Annotated in this window: 19 protein-coding genes; 10 read left to right on the top strand and 9 right to left on the bottom strand. The window is 68.2% G+C overall.

Features of this window, described 5'->3' with window-relative positions:
- The first annotated feature begins 265 nt into the window (after nt 1–265).
- Nucleotides 266–1699, top strand: a complete 1434-nt coding sequence (locus ACVK00_RS30830) for an amino acid permease (protein ID WP_284901182.1) — start codon at nt 266–268, stop codon at nt 1697–1699.
- Between the two features lie 81 nt (nt 1700–1780).
- Here ACVK00_RS30830 and ACVK00_RS30825 read toward each other — a convergent pair whose 3' ends face one another.
- Nucleotides 1781–2125 carry a carboxymuconolactone decarboxylase family protein gene (locus tag ACVK00_RS30825; RefSeq protein WP_228910358.1) on the bottom strand — a complete coding sequence of 115 codons (345 nt, stop codon included), beginning with the start codon at nt 2123–2125 and terminating at the stop codon, nt 1781–1783.
- A 68-nt stretch (nt 2126–2193) separates the two neighbouring features.
- On the bottom strand, nt 2194–2967 hold the full coding sequence (locus ACVK00_RS30820; protein ID WP_284901183.1) for an SDR family NAD(P)-dependent oxidoreductase: 774 nt from the start codon (nt 2965–2967) through the stop codon (nt 2194–2196).
- A 266-nt stretch (nt 2968–3233) separates the two neighbouring features.
- Between ACVK00_RS30820 and gcvA the strand changes: the two genes are divergently transcribed.
- A complete protein-coding gene (gcvA, locus tag ACVK00_RS30815; RefSeq protein WP_284901184.1) occupies nt 3234–4145 on the top strand; it encodes a transcriptional regulator GcvA in 912 nt (303 codons plus the stop codon).
- A 22-nt stretch (nt 4146–4167) separates the two neighbouring features.
- Here the strand turns inward: gcvA and ACVK00_RS30810 are convergent, their stop codons facing one another.
- Nucleotides 4168–5013: an AraC family transcriptional regulator gene (locus ACVK00_RS30810; RefSeq protein WP_284901186.1), complete on the bottom strand. Its 846-nt coding sequence runs from the start codon at nt 5011–5013 to the stop codon at nt 4168–4170.
- A 164-nt stretch (nt 5014–5177) separates the two neighbouring features.
- On the opposite strand from ACVK00_RS30810, the gene ACVK00_RS30805 reads away from it, so the two are divergent.
- The 3 genes from ACVK00_RS30805 (at nt 5178) to ACVK00_RS30795 (ending at nt 8901) form a co-directional block, all read left to right on the top strand.
- Entirely contained in the window at nt 5178–6500 is a 1323-nt protein-coding gene (locus ACVK00_RS30805) for a tetratricopeptide repeat protein (RefSeq protein WP_284901188.1), read from the top strand.
- 195 nt (nt 6501–6695) lie between these two features.
- Nucleotides 6696–7961, top strand: a complete 1266-nt coding sequence (locus tag ACVK00_RS30800; protein WP_354123371.1) for an MFS transporter — start codon at nt 6696–6698, stop codon at nt 7959–7961.
- A gap of 31 nt (nt 7962–7992) precedes the next feature.
- On the top strand, nt 7993–8901 hold the full coding sequence (locus ACVK00_RS30795; RefSeq protein WP_284901192.1) for a LysR family transcriptional regulator: 909 nt from the start codon (nt 7993–7995) through the stop codon (nt 8899–8901).
- 27 nt (nt 8902–8928) lie between these two features.
- On the opposite strand, the gene ACVK00_RS30790 is transcribed toward ACVK00_RS30795, so the two are convergent.
- The 4 genes from ACVK00_RS30790 to ACVK00_RS30775 all read right to left on the bottom strand — a co-directional run bounded on the left by ACVK00_RS30790 (nt 8929) and on the right by ACVK00_RS30775 (nt 12196).
- Nucleotides 8929–9972: an alcohol dehydrogenase gene (locus ACVK00_RS30790; RefSeq protein ID WP_354123370.1), complete on the bottom strand. Its 1044-nt coding sequence runs from the start codon at nt 9970–9972 to the stop codon at nt 8929–8931.
- Nucleotides 9969–11162 carry a flavin monoamine oxidase family protein gene (locus ACVK00_RS30785; protein ID WP_284901194.1) on the bottom strand — a complete coding sequence of 398 codons (1194 nt, stop codon included), beginning with the start codon at nt 11160–11162 and terminating at the stop codon, nt 9969–9971. Before ACVK00_RS30785 ends, ACVK00_RS30790 begins: the two co-directional genes overlap by 4 nt.
- A gap of 2 nt (nt 11163–11164) precedes the next feature.
- Nucleotides 11165–11836 carry a cupin domain-containing protein gene (locus ACVK00_RS30780; RefSeq protein WP_284901196.1) on the bottom strand — a complete coding sequence of 224 codons (672 nt, stop codon included), beginning with the start codon at nt 11834–11836 and terminating at the stop codon, nt 11165–11167.
- Between the two features lie 78 nt (nt 11837–11914).
- Nucleotides 11915–12196 carry a hypothetical protein gene (locus ACVK00_RS30775; protein ID WP_228910348.1) on the bottom strand — a complete coding sequence of 94 codons (282 nt, stop codon included), beginning with the start codon at nt 12194–12196 and terminating at the stop codon, nt 11915–11917.
- A gap of 392 nt (nt 12197–12588) precedes the next feature.
- Between ACVK00_RS30775 and ACVK00_RS30770 the strand changes: the two genes are divergently transcribed.
- From ACVK00_RS30770 to ACVK00_RS30760, 3 genes are all read left to right on the top strand, one after another.
- Nucleotides 12589–12960 carry a CidA/LrgA family protein gene (locus ACVK00_RS30770; protein ID WP_212087122.1) on the top strand — a complete coding sequence of 124 codons (372 nt, stop codon included), beginning with the start codon at nt 12589–12591 and terminating at the stop codon, nt 12958–12960.
- Entirely contained in the window at nt 12957–13691 is a 735-nt protein-coding gene (locus tag ACVK00_RS30765) for an LrgB family protein (RefSeq protein WP_012372191.1), read from the top strand. Before ACVK00_RS30770 ends, ACVK00_RS30765 begins: the two co-directional genes overlap by 4 nt.
- A gap of 244 nt (nt 13692–13935) precedes the next feature.
- Nucleotides 13936–14259: a hypothetical protein gene (locus ACVK00_RS30760; protein ID WP_011660954.1), complete on the top strand. Its 324-nt coding sequence runs from the start codon at nt 13936–13938 to the stop codon at nt 14257–14259.
- Nucleotides 14260–14379: 120 nt separating this feature from the next.
- On the opposite strand, the gene wrbA is transcribed toward ACVK00_RS30760, so the two are convergent.
- On the bottom strand, nt 14380–14982 hold the full coding sequence (gene wrbA / locus ACVK00_RS30755) for an NAD(P)H:quinone oxidoreductase (RefSeq protein ID WP_228910345.1): 603 nt from the start codon (nt 14980–14982) through the stop codon (nt 14380–14382).
- 66 nt (nt 14983–15048) lie between these two features.
- Nucleotides 15049–15774, bottom strand: a complete 726-nt coding sequence (locus tag ACVK00_RS30750; protein ID WP_228910344.1) for a pirin family protein — start codon at nt 15772–15774, stop codon at nt 15049–15051.
- A gap of 127 nt (nt 15775–15901) precedes the next feature.
- On the opposite strand from ACVK00_RS30750, the gene ACVK00_RS30745 reads away from it, so the two are divergent.
- Together ACVK00_RS30745 and ACVK00_RS30740 are read left to right on the top strand one after the other, a co-directional pair.
- Nucleotides 15902–16786, top strand: coding sequence for a LysR family transcriptional regulator (locus ACVK00_RS30745; RefSeq protein WP_284901205.1), 885 nt, complete (start codon nt 15902–15904; stop codon nt 16784–16786).
- Between the two features lie 203 nt (nt 16787–16989).
- Nucleotides 16990–18015, top strand: a complete 1026-nt coding sequence (locus ACVK00_RS30740; protein ID WP_284901243.1) for a lysozyme inhibitor LprI family protein — start codon at nt 16990–16992, stop codon at nt 18013–18015.
- The last annotated feature ends 41 nt before the right edge of the window (nt 18016–18056 follow it).

Below are 18056 nucleotides of genomic sequence, written 5' to 3'. Positions count from 1 at the left end.
ACGGGACACGGGTTATCCGGTGCGATGCCGACGGGCATCGCGCCGCGATAACGGCCGACTGGCCCGCGCAGCAAACGTGACGATGAAGTGGGCTGATCGCGATGGAACCGGACATTTATATCAGTACTGCGAATTTTAAAGCAGCGGGATGCATGCCGCAGTCCCCGGCATCCGCAACGCGACATCGTCGCGCGGACGGCGTGGTCATGAAGACCATCGGCCGGACATTTCCATACGAATACACGACAACCCCCATGGAGGCGACATGAAGCAAGATGACCAGACCCCGGCATACGAACGGGAAGACCTGAAACGTGATCTATCGAACCGGCACATCCAGATGATCGCGATCGGCGGCGCGATCGGCACGGGGCTGTTCTACGGTTCGTCGTGGGCGATCCGCACGGCCGGGCCGGCCATCCTGCTGGTCTATGCGCTCGCGGCGATCGCGATCTACTTCGTGATGCGGGCGCTTGGCGAGATGGCCGTCGAGGAGCCCGTGTCGGGCTCGTACGTGTCGTATTCGAACCGCTACATGCACCGGTTCGCCGGTTTCCTGAACGGGTGGAACGCCTTCATCTTCCTGCTTGCGACGAGTGCCGCGGACCTGAACGCGCTGGGGAACTACGTGCATTTCTGGTTCCCGGCGATTCCGATCTGGGTGACGGCGGGTGCGGCGGTCTCGTTGATGTTCTGCGTCAACATCATCGGCGTCAAGATATACGGCGAGGCGGAGTTCTGGTTCGCGCTGGTGAAGGTGGTGGCGATCGTCGCGATGATCCTGTTCGGCGCCGGCATGATCCTGTTCGGCTTCGGCAACAACGGCGTGCCGATCGGTTATCACAACCTCGTCGCGCACGGCGGCTTCTTCGCGAAGGGATTGGGCGGCACGTTCCTGGCGATCGTGATGGTCGCGTTCTCGTTCGGCGGAGTAGAGAATCTCGGGCTGGCGGCCGGCGAAGCGAAGGATGTGAAGACGACGATGCCGAAGGCCGTCAACTCGACGTTCTGGCGCCTGCTGATTTTCTATGTCGGCGCGATCGCAGTGCTGCTGATGGTGTTTCCGTGGACGTCGCTGACGACCAGGGGCAGCCCGTTCGTCGACGTGTTCACGAAGATCGGTATTCCGGCGGCGGCGAGCGTCATGAATCTCGTCGTGATCATGGCCGTGCTGTCGGCCGTGAACGCAAGCGTGTTCACGAACAGCCGCACGTTCTACAACCTGTCGCTGCAGAAGAATGCGCCGGCATTCCTCGGCGTGGTCAACCACCGCAAGGTGCCGCATCGCGCGATCCTGATGGTGTTCGCAACGATGTTCGCGGGCGTGCTGCTGAACTACATCATGCCGGAGCAGGCATTCGAGCTGTTCTCGTCGGTGACGGTGTTCGCGCTGGTGTGTGCGTGGGGCTCCATCGTGATCAGCCACCTGAAGTTCCGCAAGATCCGGATGCGCAATGGCGACGCGGACAAGATCGCGTACCGGATGCCGTTCTATCCGTACAGCAACTACCTGGCGCTGCTGTTCGTCGCGGCGGTCATGATCTGCATCGCGATCCTGCCGGACATGCGGATGTCGCTGATCGTCTCGGCGGTGTGGGTCGGCGTGGTGTTCGTCGCGTACAGGATCCACACGCGGCACGAGAGCGCACGCGACGGGTTGCGCGATGCGGCGCGCGATCCGACGGACGTGCCGGCCTGACGGACGTCGGTCTGCCGGTGCGCCGCGCGCGGGCAGCCCCGAACCATCGGGGCTGCCCGCTTCATCGCGACCGCGGTCGACTCAGGGGGTCGGCAGTTGCGCGTGCGCTTCGAGCACGCGTGCCGAGTAAGTCAGCGCGGCGCCTGCGTTCAGCGAGATGGCGACGCCCAGCGCTTCGGAGATTTCGGCGAGCGTCGCGCCATGCTCGACGGCCTTCTTCGTGTGCACGGAGATGCAGCCGTCGCAGCGGGTGGTGACGGCCACCGCCAGCGCGATCAGTTCGTGAATCTTCGGCTCGAGCTGGCCGGTCTTGATTGCCGCGTTCTCGATCGTCGCGAGGCCGCGCATCACGTCTCCGCTCTGTTTTGCATAGTCACCGACGCGCTGCAGCAGCGCTTCGCGGTAGAGGTTCCAGTCTTGCATCATGATTGTTGCACCTGTTCAGTAGGGAATTCCCGGCGGCGGCTGGCCGCCGGCGTGATCGGCTGCGCGGGTCAGTTGCGGCCGGCCATCACGCCGCCGTCCACGTCCCAGATCGCGCCCGTGACCCAGCCCGCCTTGTCCGACAGCAGGAACGCGACGACTTCGGCGACGTCCTCCGGGGTGCCGACGCGGCCGATCGGATGGAAGCCGTTGAAGCCCTGCAGCGCCGCGTGCACGTCGGCCTTCGGAATGAAGCCTTCGTAGATCGGCGTCTGCACCACCGCCGGCGAAACCGCGTTGACGCGAATGCCCTTCGGCGCCAATTCCATCGCGAGGTGCTGCGTCAGCGAATGAAGGCCGGCCTTGGCCATCGAATACGCGGACGACGGCGTCGCGGCGATCGCCTGTTTCGCCCACATCGAACCGATATTGACGATCGCGCCGGGGCGGCCCTTCGCCACCAGGTTGGTCGCGACCTTTTGCGTGATGAAGAAGGTCGCCTTGTTCAGCTTCATGTACTGGTCGTAGTCGGCTTCCTGGTGTTCAAGGAACGGCTTCGGGAAGAACACGCCGGCCGCGTTGACCAGCAGGTCGACGTCCGCATGCTCCGCGTCGATGCGTGCGAGCAGGGCGGCCAGGCCGGCGTCGTCCGAGAGGTCCGCGGTCAGCGCGTGTACGTCGCCGAGCGACGCCAGTTCCTTGCGCGCTTCCTCGGTCTTCGCCGGGCGATTGCCGACGATCACCGCGCTGCCGCCCGCGGCGAGAATCGTCCGTGCCGTCTGCAGCCCCATGCCGCTGGTGCCGCCGACGACCAGCAGCTTCCTGCCGTTGAATGCGTTGCTCATGTTGAAAAACTCCGTGTCCGCCCGTCGATCGACAGGCGTAGGTTGAAGAACGGCAGCGCGCGACGAAGTCGTTCGCGTACACGCCATGCTTGGCGATCGGAGGAAGTCAGCTGATAGAAAAACCATCTGTCCCGATATCAAGCGGGACCTGTGAGCCGTGGTGCGGGAATCGCGTCAGCCTTCGATCTGATACGGATTTTTCGCCTATTCAGTTCTCTGGACAAACGAGATAAAGTGTTCGGCAACGAAAGAAAATCTTTACATCGATGAAATCACCGGTCCATCTCAACGCGCTGCGCGCATTCGAGGCGAGTGCCCGCCACCAGAGCTTTTCCGCGGCGGCCGCCGAACTGCACGTCACGCCGGCGGCGGTCGGCCAGTTGGTGCGGACGCTGGAGGAGTGGCTCGGCACGCCGCTGTTCCATCGCGGCACGAGCGGCCGGATCCGGCTCGTGCCGACCGAATCCGCCGAGCGCGCGCTGCCGCACATCCGAACTGGCTTCGACACGCTCGCGCTGGGGCTGGAGGTGCTCAAGGAGGGTTCTGCGAGCGGCGTGCTGACGGTGGCCGTCAGTCCGGCCTTTGCCGCGAAATGGCTGTTGCCGCGCATCGAGAGCTTCCAGGCCGGCTGGCCCGACACCGACGTGCGGCTCGACACCAATCTGAAACCGGTGGATTTCGTCGCGCAGCGGATCGACATCGGCGTGCGCTACGGCACCGGGCACTGGGCGGGGCTCGCGGCCGACAAGCTGATGGACGAGGAGGTCTATCCGGTGTGCTCGCCGAAGCTGGCCGGAGAACGGCGCCGCTTGCGGCGGCCGGCCGACCTCGCGCGGGAAACGCTGATCCACGATCTGTCGATGGACACCCAGACCGGTTTTCCCGCGTGGGATACGTGGCTGCAGCGGGCGGGCGTCAAGGATGTCGACGTGTCGCGCGGCATGCAGATCAACAACTCGGCGGCCGTGCTGCAGGCGGCGATCGATGGGCACGGCGTCGCGCTCGCACGCAGCGTGATGGCCCGCGACGACGTCGCGGCGGGGCGCCTCGTGCGGCTGTTTCCGGACATCGATTTCGCGTCGCCGCTCGCGTACTACGTCGTCTACCGCCCCGAGTGCGCGGGCATGGCGAAGCTCGCGGCGTTTCGCGACTGGTTGCTGGCGCAGGCCGCGACGTAGCGGTGCGCGTGAGGCGTGCGCATCAGTAGGTGTCCGGCACGCCGGCGGATTCCGTCGAGAGTAGCGGCCCGTGCATGCCCGCTTCGTCCGCGCGTCCTCGCATGTAGGCCTGCGGGCTGCTGCCGAGCTCGATGCGGAACGCGTAGACGAACGCGGACGTCGAGCCATAGCCGAGTTCCATCGCGGTGCGCGTGACGCCGAGGCCGCCGCCCAGCAGTTCGATCGCGCGGAACAGCCGCATGCGCCGGCGCCAGCTGCGCAGGCTCATGCCCGTCTCGGCCACGAAGCGGCGCGCCAGCGTGCGGGCCGACATGCCGAGCATCCGCCCCCATTCCTCCGGCCCGCGCGGGTCGGCGGGGTCGGTGTAGAGCGCCTCGCACAGCGTGGCGAGCGCGCCGCCCTGCGGCCAGGGCAACGCCGCCGGCAGTGTCCGCGCGCGGCGCAACTGGTCGAGGATCAGGTGGGTGATGCGGCCCGCATAGCCGTCGCGATCGGTCTGGCCGTCGATCGCGGTTGCCTCGATGACGAGCGCCTTCAACAGCGGGGAAACCGCGAACACGGTCGGGTGCTCGGTCGGCAACGCCTGTCCGATCGCCTCCGCGATCCACAGGCTGCGGAATTCGGCGCCGAGCAGCGAGCCGACGCGATGGCGCAGGCCGCTCGGCAGCCATACCGCCTGCTCCGGCGAAATGACGAACGACTTGCCTTCGACGATGACCGTGAGCGCGCCGGAAATCGCATAGACCACCTGGTGCCAGCGATGCGCATGCTCGGCAAAGCCGTGCCGCGGCGGGATGGCCTGTGCCCGCACCTTGAGCGGCGCAGGGGGCGCCACGCCTGCCGGCGGCTCGATTGTCTCCCACGTCATGGTCGTCCTCCGATTGGCAGATATTCTATATACGTTGGCAATCAATCGAAATACCGACATCGGGAAAATTGGTCTAATGTGCCTGGTTGCCGTTCCGTCGCACGGGATCGGCAACCCCGCACCGCCGCCCGGCGCCCTCGAATTCCACCGGAGTAATCTGCTTCATGGCCCGTCACGACCGCTACAGCCTGCCTCTCTCGACGACTTCCGACCTCGCGGCCGAGCGCTATCGTACGGGCATCGATCTGCTGCTGTCGCTGTGGCCGGGTGCCGCCGAAACGCTGGATGCGGCGATCGCGGCCGATCCCGACTTCGCGCTCGCGCATGCCGCGCGAGCCCGCCTGCATGCGATTCGTGCGGAAGTCACGGACGCACGGGCTAAGATCGCCACGGCGCTCGAACTCGTCGAGCGCAACGGCACCGAGCGCGAGCGCAGCCATGTCGCGATACTGTCGCTCGCGATCAACGGCCAGTCGGCGAAAGCGCTCGCTGCCGCGCTCGCGCATGCGGACACGTGGCCGCGCGACATCCTGATCCTGTCGCTGCCGCTCGGCGCGTTCGGCCTGTTCGCGTTCTCCGGCATGGCCGACCATGACCAGGCGCGGGTGGATCTGTGCGAACGCCATGCGCGCCACTTCGACGCGGACGACTGGTGGTTTCTCACCTATCGCGGCTGGGCACATGGCGAGAACGGCGACGTGCGGCTCGGGCGCGCGCTGACCGAACGCGCGCTCGAACTGCGGCGCCACAACGTGAACGCCGCGCATGCGGTGGCGCACGTGCTGTACGAATCCGGCGCGAACGACGACGCGCAGGCAATGATTGCCGGCTGGCTGCCCGAATACGACCGCAGCGGCGTGCTGCACGGCCACATCGCGTGGCATGCCGCGCTGATCGCACTGGAGCGCGGCGATACGGACGGCGCGCTGGCGATCTACCGCGCCCACGTCGCGCCGTCGGTGTCGCTGGGCGTGCCGATCAACGTGGTCAGCGATACGGCGTCGTTCCTGTGGCGCATGCAGGCATACGGCCACACCGTGCCTGACGGGATGTGGGGCGACGCGGCGCGATATGCGTCGGGCTATTTCCCGCAGGCCGGCTTTGCGTTCGCGGACGTGCACATGGCGCTCATTGCCGCCGCCGTCGGCGACAAGGCGGCGCTCGAGCGACGCGTGGACGCATTGACGACGCTCGTCGATGCCGCGACGCTCCCGGCCGGCCCGGTCGTCCCCGCGATTTGCCGGGCCGCGCTCGCGTTCGCGGAGGAGCAGCCCGCGCGCTGCGCGGAGCTGCTCGAGCCCGTCGCGCACGACGTCGTGCGGATCGGCGGCAGCGGCGCGCAACGCGAGATCGTGCAGGACACGCTGCTGGTCGCATGGATGCGAAGCGGCAACGTGGAGAAGGCCCGCGCGCTTCTTGCCGAGCGGCTGTGGCGCCGCCCGTCGCCGCGCGACACGCGCTGGCTCGGCCAGCTCGGCGGCGCCTGACGCGGCCGCCTGCGTCGGATTCCGGATCGACTTCGCGCGCCAGCTGACACCGCACGGCGAAAGCAGGGCGCCAGTCGGGTCGAATTAAATAGTTTTACTTATCAATTTTCCGGTGATGCATTCATGCCGAAAGGTACGGCGGGATGGCGAACGTCCGCCGCCGTACCTGGCCCGATGCGCGGTCAAGGAAGTGCAATGAATTCTGGTGATACGGTGAAGCATGCCGCGCCGCGCAGAGGGCTCGTCGGCGGAATCGGGCCGGTCGCGGCGATTTCGATCGCGCAGCTGTTCGGCACGGCGCTCTGGTTCAGCGCGAACAGCGCCGCCGCGGATCTGATGCGCGTGTGGCATGCGAGCGCGGCCGACATCGGCTGGCTGACCAACGCGGTGCAGCTCGGCTTCATTCTCGGCACGCTGACGATCGCGTTGAGCGGGGCGGCCGACCGCTTTCCGGCGAGCCGGATCTTCGTGTGCAGCGCGATCGTCGGCGCGGTGTTCAACGTCGCCTTCGCGTGGCTGTCCGGCGGCCTGGTTTCGGGCGCCGTGTTCCGGTTCGGCGTCGGCGTATGCCTGGCGGGCATCTATCCGATGGGCATGAAGCTGATCGTCGGCTGGGTGCCCGATCGGGCCGGGCCGGCACTCGCGCAACTGGTTGCGATGCTCACGCTCGGCACCGCGCTGCCGCATGCGATGCGCGTCGTCGGCACCGGTCTGCCGTGGCAATGGGTGATCACCGCGTCGTCCGTCCTCGCGCTGATCGGCGCCGGCGTGATCGCCACGCTCGGCGACGGCCCGCATGCGCGTACGCGGCGTCGCACGCCGTGCGCCGACGGGCGCGCCGCAACGGATCCGTCGCCGTCGGTCGCGCAGGCATTCCGGATCCGCGCCTTTCGCGCGGCGACGTTCGGGTACTTCGGCCACATGTGGGAGCTCTACACGTTCTGGACCATCGTGCCGCTGCTTGTCGCGCGCACGTCGATCGCGTCGCATGTCGCGCACGCCGGCGTTTCCGGCGTCGCGTTCGGCGTGATCGGTGTCGGCGCGCTCGGCTCGCTGATCGGCGGCAGCCTGTCCGCGCGCATCGGCAGCGCGAAAGTGGCCATCGGCGCGCTGACCGTGTCCGGTCTCTGCGCGCTCACGTTCGCAGCGACGTGGCGTTTTCTTCCGCCCGCGGCCATGGTGATCCTGCTGATCGTCTGGGGCGCGTCGGTCGTCGCGGATTCGCCGCAATTCTCGGCGCTCGCCGCGAATGCGTGCCCGCCGGCGCTGGTCGGCAGCGCGCTCGCGATCCAGAACTCCATCGGGTTCGCGGTCACGGTCGTGTCGATCGCCGCGACGACGACGCTGCTCGAGCGCGTCGGGCTCGATGCGATGTGGCTGCTGGTGCCCGGGCCGCTGTTCGGGCTGGCGTCGTTCGCGTTGATGTCGAGCGCCGCGCGGCACACCCGGAGCGCGGCATGACGCCGCCGCGTGCAACGAACGGAGACCGCGCATGCTAGACCTTCAGTACCTGTCGATCCTGATGGAAGTCGAGCGGCTGGGCAGTGTGACGGCCGCGGCGGAGCGGCTGAACGTGACGCAATCGGCGCTGTCGCACATGGTCCGCAAGTTCGAGGAGCGACATGGCGTCAAGCTCTGGACGAAGAACGGGCGCGGCCTGCGGTTCACGCAGGCCGGCGAGTACCTGCTGTCGCTCGCCGAACGCGTGCTGCCGCAGATCGAGCATGCCGAACGCACGCTCGTCGATTTCGCGGAAGGGCGCCGCGGCGCGCTGCGCGTCGGGATGGAATGTCATCCCTGCCAGAAATGGCTGACGCGCCTGACATCGCGATACCTCGCCGCATGGCCGGATGTCGACTACGACGTCCGTACGGCATTCCGCTTCGACGGCGTCGCCGCGCTGCTCGGCTTCGAGATCGACCTGCTGATCACGCCCGATCCGGTCGACCTGCCGGAACTCGCGTTCGTGCCGATCATCGACTACGAACTGGTGCTCGTCGTGCACGACGCGCATCCACTGGCGGCGCGCGAGTTCGCGCTGCCGCGCGACCTGCTTGACGAAGAGTTGATCACGGTGCCGGTCGGCAAGGAGCGGCTCGACATCTACACGCGCTTTCTCGTGCCCGGGCACTGCCGGCCGAAGTTTCACCGGACCGCCGAGCAGACCGACCTGATGCTGCAACTCGTCGCCGCGCGGCGCGGCGTCGCCGTGCTGCCGGACTGGCTGGTGGTCGAGGAGGGCGCGTCATTTCCGGTGCGCACGGTGCGGCTAGGCCCCGAGGGCATCCGCAAGCAGATCAATCTCGGGGTCCGGCGGGGCGACGAGGAGATCGCCTACATCGCGGGCTTTCTCGCACTGGCCCGCGATGCGGGCCTCGGGGCCGGTCAGGACGCCGGATGACGCGGCCCGCGCGAGCCGCTCAGCCGCTCAGCCGGCCGGACGTTCCGTACGCGCCATCGACAGAACCATGCGGAATTTGACGTTGCCCGATCGCATCCGCTGGTAGGCGGCGTTCGCCTGCTCGAGCGGCATCACTTCGATCCGCGGGCGCGCGCCGGACAACACGCTGAACCCGAGCACCTTCTCGCTTTCGTACGGCGTTCCGGTGAGCGAGCCCGCGATGCTGCGTTCGCCACCGACCAGATGCCCCGTCGACACCGATAGCGGATCCTTGCCCGCACCCAGCAGCACAAGGCGGCCCTGGGGCGCGAGTCCGGCGAACAGGCCGGAGACGGTGTCGCCATCGGCGACGGTCGACACGATCGCGCGCGCGCCGCCGAGGTGCCGCAGCCGCGCCGCGGCGTCCTCCGCGCGGCTGTCGATATAGACGTGCGCGCCGAGCGCCATCGCATCCGCGGCGATGTCGCTGCCGCGACCGATCGCGACGACCTTGAAGCCCATGCGGCGCGCGTATTGCACGGCCATGTGCCCGAGTCCGCCGATGCCGAGGATCGCGACGACGTCGCCGGGCTCGGCGCCGCTTTTCCGGAGTGCATTGAACGTGGCGATGCCGGCGCAGAGGATCGGCGCCGCTTCCTCCGCATCCAGTTCGTCGGGAATCGACACGAGGCCGGTGCTGCGTGCGAGCATCATTTCCGCGTAGCCGCCGTCGCAGGTCGAGCCGACGACCGGCTGGTTCTCGCACAGCTGGAAGTTGCCTTGCCGGCATGGGGCGCACGCGTTGCAATGGCCGCCGAGCCGGCCCACGCCGACGCGTTGACCGATCGTCCACAGCGGCGGCACGTCCGGGCCGAGCGCGGCGATGCGTCCGACCACTTCGTGGCCCGGTATGCGCGACCCGCAAGCAGCCGGGTCGACGTGTTCGATGTCGCGTGCATCGGCACCGCAGATGCCGCAGGCGTCGACGGCAATCAGCACGTGTCCGGGGCCCGGGGTCGGGACGGCCCGTTCGACCCGTTCGAGCACGCCCGGCCGGGCGATCTGCATCGCGCGATAGCTTGTCTGATTCATGATTTGTCGTCCAGGTGGAGTGGAGCAGGAAGGGAAGGTTCGTTATCCATATCGATGGCGTGAATGCCGAACGATTCGAGCAACCGGATTCCGCGCGCGGCGGCATCGACGGCGCCGGCGACGTAGCCGGGAAACGCGCGCGACCATTCGCTGGCGATGCCGGTCAGGCGCCCGTGCCACGGACCGGACGGTGCGCCGGGCGCTGGCGGCGTTGGATGCCCCGCGTCGCCGTCGCGATCGTCGGGCGTCGCGGTATGGGCGTCGCGCGACCAGTCCTTGATGAAGTCGGCTTCCGGGAGCGCGGCCGGCGAACCGAACAGGCGCGCCAGCTGCGCGCGGCAATGCGCGCGCAGCACGTCGTCCGGCACACGGGCGCGCACGCTTGCCGGGATGCCGAAGAAGCCGAACAGCGCGGCGGCGCCGCCTTCCATCGACGCATCGTGGATCTCGCCGAGCGGGCCGCATGCGCTGCGGGCTTCGCCGGATAGGCCGTGCTCGCGCCAGAACGGCGTGCGATAGCGCGCGACATACTTCGCGTGCGGCGCCATCCACGTTGCGGTGTCGCGCCACTGCCGCGTGAGCGGCGCGGGCAGCGCCGGCGCGAACCCGATGCATTGCTCGGCGAGACGCGGCGGCACGGCCAGCAGCACATGCGTGACGGGTGTCGTCATCGCCCGGCCGGTGGCATCTTCGCTGTCGACGCCGATGCCGGCCTCCGTGCAACGCAGCCGCCGTACCGTTTCGCCGGTGAGGACGCGGGCCGGATCGAGTTGGCCGGCCAGCGCATCGACCAGCGCGGACATGCCGCCGACCAGCCGCATCGACGCGGGGTAGTTCGCATAGCCGCGCATCCGGACGGGCGCATCGTCGCGCGATCGCTCGACGATCATGTCGCCGGTGGCCGGTTGCTCGACCGTCCGAAGGCCGAGTTCGCGCACGAGTGCGTCGAGCTGCGGCTGAACCTCGGGCCAGAACCAGGTCGCGCCGAGGTCGAACCGGTCGACCGAATCGCTCCGGCCCGCCGTGCCGCCGCTCGATGGCGCAGGCGATGCGACGGACGCAATGCGCCCGCCCGGCGTCTCCCGTGCCTCGAACAGCACGTAATCCCGGATGCCGCGCTGCTCGAGCAGGTAGGCGGCGTAGAGTCCGCTCAGTCCGCCGCCGACGATGGCGATGCGTGGTGTCGGCATGGTCAGGCTCCCGTTTCCAGATGGGTCAGGTGGCCCGTCTTCAGGTAGGCGGTCGCGCCGGACTCGCCGGCGACGATCTCCGGCGTCGTGCCGGCCGGGAAGCGCATCCATGCGCCGCGCACCTGCGTGCACCGAGGCGTCGCGAGCACGCCGGCCAGCACGAACAGCTCGACGCCGTGCGCGGCGGCATTGCGGAACAGCGGTTCGCCGGGCGCGAGGCGATGCAGCGCGACCGTTTCCGCGCCGCTTTCGAACAGCGGGCAGACCAGTCGAAGGCCCGTGCGATGCCACGACGACGGCGCGCGCGTGTCCACGCGAGTCGGCCGGGTTTCGTCCGACGTCATCTGCCGCAGCTTGACGAAAATGACTGCGCCGCCGGCGCTCGACGGCTGATGGAACGAGCCGGGCGGATTGCGCAGGTACCAGCCGGCCGGGTAGTGCCGGTCGCCTTCCGAAAGGACGCCGGACAGGACCAGGATCTCCTCGCCGCCTGGATGTGCGTGACGCGGGAAGGACGCGCCGCGTGCATAGCGCACGACGCTCGTCGCGCGCGCCTGTTCTCCGCCCGTGCGGTCCAGCATCATGCGTTCGACACCCGTCTGCGGGGAGGCGATCCACCGGTATTCGTCGGCGCGAACGGCGACGCGGCGTGAAAAATCTGCGTTGACTATCATGCTTGGGTCGTGCGCCGCGATGGCCGGCTCCGGCTGAGCGGAACCGGTCACGGCGGCGCGTGGGATGCGGGCGTCGCGTTATGCGACCTGATAGACGCGCACGTCCGGCGCGGCGTCGAGCAGCGGCTTGAGCGCGCCGACCACGTCCGTTTCGAACAGGTCGCTCGACAGGTAGCCGAGCGCGTTGGCCTCGCTGTCGAACCCGTGCAGGACCTGCACGTCCTCGTCGCGCACCAGCAGTTCCTTCGACCGCGCGCCCGCGATCGTGTTGAGGAACGGCGCCTTGTATTCCTGGTAGACGCGTGCGGCCGCCGCGCGGTTGGCCGCCGCGATCCTGAGCGTGATCTGCAGATAGAACATCTGAATCTCCTTGTTCGGCGCGCCGGGCCCGCGCTTGCCGGAATGGCAAGGGGCGCGGGTCCGGCGCCGGTTCGTCACGTGCGGCGACGCCGCAACGTGAGTGCCATTTTTGGCACGGCGCTGCGGCCCGACAAGCGAGATAAAGTGTCCGTGGGGTAAAGAAAATGTTTGTCGCGGCGCGTCGGCGCGGGCGGTGTCGGTGGCGCGCGGCTCGGCGCATGGCGAGGGGATCAAGCAACCGTGACCACCTTGCGCACCGGCTCGATGACGTCCCGCCGGCCACCCGGCATTCAATGTTGGTACGATCGCGCGTATCGTCCATGCCGGCGTCGTCGCTCGCCGCCGGCTCATCGGCCGCGCGGTAGCGCGGCCACGTTCGGGAGAAGCGGTTCATGCTGCAGGCGTTCGCGGTCTTGCTGACCTTCCAGTGTCTCGGGGAAGGCGTGTCCTATCTGTTCGGCCTGCCGGTGCCGGGCCCCGTGATCGGCATGCTGCTGCTGTTCGGCTTCGTGATGCTGCGCCCGCGGGTGGCCGACGCGATCGAGCCGACCGCGCTGGAGCTGCTGCGCCATCTGTCGCTGCTGTTCGTGCCGGCCGGCGTCGGCATCATGGTGTCGGCGGACCGCGTGCGCGGCGATGCGCTCGCGGTCGTCGTCGCGCTGGCGGTGAGCACGTCGCTCGCGATCGCCGTGACGGCGCTCGTCACGCGCGCGTTGCTGCGCCGCCAGCGGCGCGGGCACGGCGCGGCGGAGGGCACGCCATGACAGCCTTCCCGAAACTCGGCGCGATCTGGGTCTACCTCGCCGCGACCCCGCTGCTCGGCCTGACGATCACGCTGATCGCCTACCTGATTGCACAGGCCGTCTATGCGCGCGCACGCTTCAACCCGCTCGCGAACCCCGTGCTGATCGCGGTCGCGCTGATCGTCGTGCTGCTGACGATCACGCACACGCCGTATCCGACGTATTTCGAGGGCGCGCAGTTCGTCCACTTCCTGCTCGGCCCGGCGACCGTCGCGCTGGCGCTGCCGCTGTACCGCCAGTGGTCGAAGCTGCGGCGCGCCGCGGTGCCGCTGCTCGTCGGGCTGCTGGCGGGCTCGCTGACCGCGATCGTGTCGGCGGTCGGCATCGCCGCGCTGTTCGGCGCGTCGCACCAGACGATCGCGTCGCTCGCGCCGAAATCCGCGACCACGCCGATCGCGATGGCCGTCGCGCAGGCGATCGGCGGGATTCCGTCGCTGACCGCGGTGCTGGTGATCTCGACCGGGATTTTCGGCGCCGTGTGCGCACGCGGGATCCTGAACGCGCTGCGTATCGAGGAGCCGGCCGTGCGCGGCTTCGCGCTCGGCGTCGCGTCGCACGGGATCGGCACCGCGCGCGCGTTCCAGGTCAGCGAGGAGGCCGGCGCGTTCGCCGGGCTCGGGATGGGGCTGAACGGCGTGCTGACCGCGTTCGTCGTGCCGATCCTGCTGCCGGTGCTGTCGCGCTGGATCTGAGCGGCGGCGCGCGCCGGCCGCGCGCGAGGCTATCGGTTTCCCTGATGGCCGCGTGCGCCGCGCCGGCCGGCCGGGCGCCTGCCGCGCACGTATCGCTGCCGTTATCAGGAGAATTCAGGAACCGGCACGGACATTCGTGCGGCGATCGGCTAACGTTGCATCGGCGCCCTCGTCGCACGCCGACACCCGTCGCGTGCGTGTCGGCGTTCGACCCACATCCAACAATCGACAAGGAGAACCGGCGATGACGAAGTTTCGCGTGGTTTCGGTGGCAGTGGCAGTAACGGCGTCGTTCGGTCTGCTGTTGACCGCGGCGCCGGCGGCATACGCGCAGGATCCGGCGTCCGCGCCGACGCAGAAGCAGCTCGACAAGGCGCAGAAGAAGGCCGCCCGCAAGGCCGCCCGCGCGCGCCATGCGAAGGACCTGAACGCGATCGGCACGGGCAGCGGCTACCGGCTGACCAACGACCAGAGCAACTACCCGCAGAACGCGGTGGAAAAGGCGCCCGCGACGAAGGCGGCGCCGGCTCCCGCCCCCGCTCCTGCCGCGCCGGCATCGGGCCAGTAACGGCCGGCGTTCGCGCAATGACGAACGGCGCCGGTTCGACTGGCGCCGTTCGTTCGTGTGCGTCCCGCGCAGGCGGCACGCGCCGCGGTCCCGGGCGTGCCGGGGCCGGCGGCATCCGCGTTACGACGCGAGCTTCGTGGCCAGTTCCGCGACGTGCTTGCCCTGATAGCGCGCAATGTCGAGCTCGTTCGCGCTCGGCTGACGGCTGCCGTCCGCGCCCGCGAGCGTGGTCGCGCCGTACGGCGTGCCGCCCGTGATCTCGCTCATGTTGACGAGCCCGCTGCATGCGTAGGGCACGCCCACGATCACCATCCCCTGGTGCAGCAGCGTCGTGTGGAACGACGTGATGGTCGTTTCCTGGCCGCCGTGCTGCGTGCCGGTCGACGCGAACACGCTGCCGATCTTGCCGACGAGCGCGCCCTTCATCCACAGGCCGCCGGTCTGGTCGAGGAACGTGCGCATCTGGCCGGCCATGTTGCCGAAGCGGGTCGGCGTGCCGAAGATGATCGCATCGTAGTTCGGGAGCTCGTCCACGGTGGCGACGGGCGCGGCCTGGTCGACCTTCACGCCGATGGCCTTTGCCTGGTCGGCGGGGATGGTTTCCGGCACGCGCTTGAGCGTGACCTCGACGCCGGGCACCGATTTCGCGCCTTCCGCGATGTGCTGCGCCATCGTTTCGACGTGCCCGTAGGACGAGTAGTAAAGAACGAGTACCTTGGCCATGATGCGAATCTCCGATTGATAAGGTAAGGCCCCGCGGTCAGCGGGGCCCGGTTTTCCGAACGGGCGTCACGCCCACTCGGCCGTCACTTCGACCGGGCGCAGGTCGAATACCAGCACCTCGGCATCCTTGCCGTCGGCGAACGTCAGCGCCTGTTCGTCGCGGATGCGTGCGCCGTCACCTTCGCCGAGCGTCACCCCGTTGACCGTCACGCTGCCACGTGCGACATGCACGTAGGCGAAGCGGCCCGGTGCCAGTTCGAGCGTGGCGCGCTCGTCGCCGTCGAACAGGCCCGCGTAGATCCGCGTGTCCTGGCGGATCTTCAGCGAACCGCCGTTACCGTCGGGCGACACGATCGGCGTGAGCCTGCCGCGCTTGTCGGCCTCCGCGACATTCGTCTGCTGATAGCGCGGCTCGGCGCCCTTCTCGGACGGTCCGACCCAGATCTGCAGGAAGTGGACGGGCGTTTCGTGCGAGTGGTTGAACTCGCTGTGACGCACGCCGGTACCCGCGCTCATCAACTGGACGTCGCCCGGCACGATCACCGACCCGGTGCCCATCGAATCCTTGTGCTCCAGCGCACCGTCGAGCACGTACGACAGGATTTCCATGTCGCGGTGCGGGTGCGTGCCGAAGCCGCGGCCCGGTGCGACGCGGTCGTCGTTGATCACCAGCAGGTCGGAGAAGCCGACTTGCTTCGGATCGTAGTAGTTCGCGAACGAAAACGTGTGACGGGAACTGAGCCAGCCATGCTCGGCTTGGCCACGTTGGTTTGCTGCACGAGTCTCGATCATGATTTTGTCCTGGATGTCGCCGGACCTCGAAAGTGGGCCCGGCCGTTCGTTGAGATGAATCTTAGGTCAATCGATTTGACAAATAAATGGTTGTGGAGATAATGACTGTCACTTTCAGGTGGACAATATGGAACTCAACGACCTCAGGATCTTCGTGTCGACCGTCGATGCGGGCAGCTTCACGGCGGCGGCCGACCAACTGATGCTGTCCAAGCAGTTCGTGAGCCGGCGCACGATGGCGCTGGAGGCGTCGCTCGGCGTGCGGCTCCTGCATCGCAACACGCGCAATCTCGCGGTCACGGAATCGGGGCAGGAGTTCTATGCGCGCGCGCAGCGGATCCTCGCCGAGGTCGCGGACGCCGAGCAGGCGATGTCGGTGCGCAGCACCGAACTGCATGGCTCGCTGAAGATCAGCGCGCCGCTGTCGTTCGGGATCACGCACGTGTCGCCGCTGATCGCCGAATTCCTGGCCGCGCATCCGGCCGTGCGGCTGAACCTCGACCTGACCGACCGGCGCGTCGATCTCATCGGCGAGGGCTTCGACCTCGTGCTGCGGATCGGCGCGCTCGAGGATTCGACGCTGATCGCGCGCCCGCTCGGTGCGTGGAAGATGATCGCGTGCGCGAGCCCCGCTTACCTGAAGCGGCAGGGCACGCCCGAAACGCCGGCCGATCTCGCCGGGCACACGTGCCTGCTGTACGGCCGCGAGCGGCGTGTCGGCTGGGAATTCCGGATCGACGGGGCGGCGCGCACGTTCGACGTGCAGGGGCCGCTCGTCGCGAACAACGGCGAAGTCGTGCGCGACGCGGCGATCGCGGGGCTCGGCATCGCGCTGCTGCCGCATTTCATCGTCGGCGCGGCGCTCGACAGCGGCGCGCTCGTGCCGGTGCTCGACGCGTATGCGCCGTCGCCGATCACGCTGAACGCGGTGTTTCCGCAGCATCGGGAAGGGTTCGTCACGCTGCGCACGTTCATCGGATTTCTGGCGGAGCGGCTGGGTATGCGGAGGTAGAGGGCAGGGGGGGGCGATTGATCGGCGGCGCGCATTCGCGTTAGGCTTCGACGGGGCCAACGGTCCGTAGTGCATGCCGGGCCGGGCGTTTTTACCTCACATCGCGTCGAGCACGTAGCTTCTACTCACTGCGATCCACGACGAGTCCAATGACAATGAAAAACCGATCGAATGCTCGCGCCGGCGAGCGAGGGCAAACCGTGCTGCACGGCCGGCATGCGCGGCGCGCGAACCTGCGATCCGCGATGATATTGGCAGTACTGACGATAGTGCCGATGGCCGCGCGCGCGGCCGGCTTCGACTGCGCGAAGGCCGCTTCGCCGACTGAGAAGGCGATCTGCGCGCATCCCGCGCTGTCGTCGCTCGACGGTCAGCTGGCCGCGGCGTGGAAGAAGGCGCTTGCGAAAGGCGGCGATACGGCCGCGCTGAAAGCGGCCCAGCTGCAATGGCTGAAGCAGCGCGACCGCTGCGGCACCGACGTGTTGTGCGTCGGCGATCGCTATCGCGAGCGGCTCGCGAGCCTGAACGGCGCGCCGCTTGCAGCCGACCGGTGGCAGCAGACGTGGTATCGCGGCAGCGACAACCCGTCGTTCGGCGGCGTGCTGACGTTCACCGGCACGGCGCCGCGCCTGCACTTCGAACTGAGCGGCAACAACGGTGCGAATACTGGCGGACTCGGCGGCGATATCGACCTGCACGGCGACCGCGGCACGTTTCGCCAGGATCGATGCCGGCTCGATTTCAGCCGCAAGGGTGGACGCATGCAGGTCGCGCAGCAGGGCAGCGATGTCGATTGCGGCGCCGGTTCGGGCGTCACGTATTCGGGCGACTACGTGACGGCATCGAAGGCGCAGGCGAGTGCGCCGGCGGATCTCGTGACCCTGAAGGTGCTGACCGACGCGCGGCAGAACGCGGTCGCGCACAAGCTGCTCGGCGCCGACTATCAGACGCTCGTTGACATGATCAACGTCAGCGGGGACGAGAAGGATCTCGACGGTCTGAACGCCAGCGCGACGTCGTACTGGGTGCGCGGCATCGCGACGACGAACGCCGCGATCGTGATGCAACGGGGCACCGATCTGTGGATCGGGCTGCTCGTGTTCGATGCGCATGACAACGTGCGGATGCGCTACTACTCGAACGTGCCGGCGTGGAAAAAGACGGTGCCGAAGACCATTCGCGCGTGGCATGACAAGCTCGACAAGACGCTGCCGATCGACCTGATGTGATTCGGCGGGCCGGCGGGCCGATACACGTGTTGGCTGACTGT

The organism is Burkholderia sp. PvR073 (assembly GCF_054055695.1).
The sequence above is the reverse complement of the archived record's forward strand: the minus strand, read 5'-3'. Positions and strand labels throughout refer to the sequence as shown.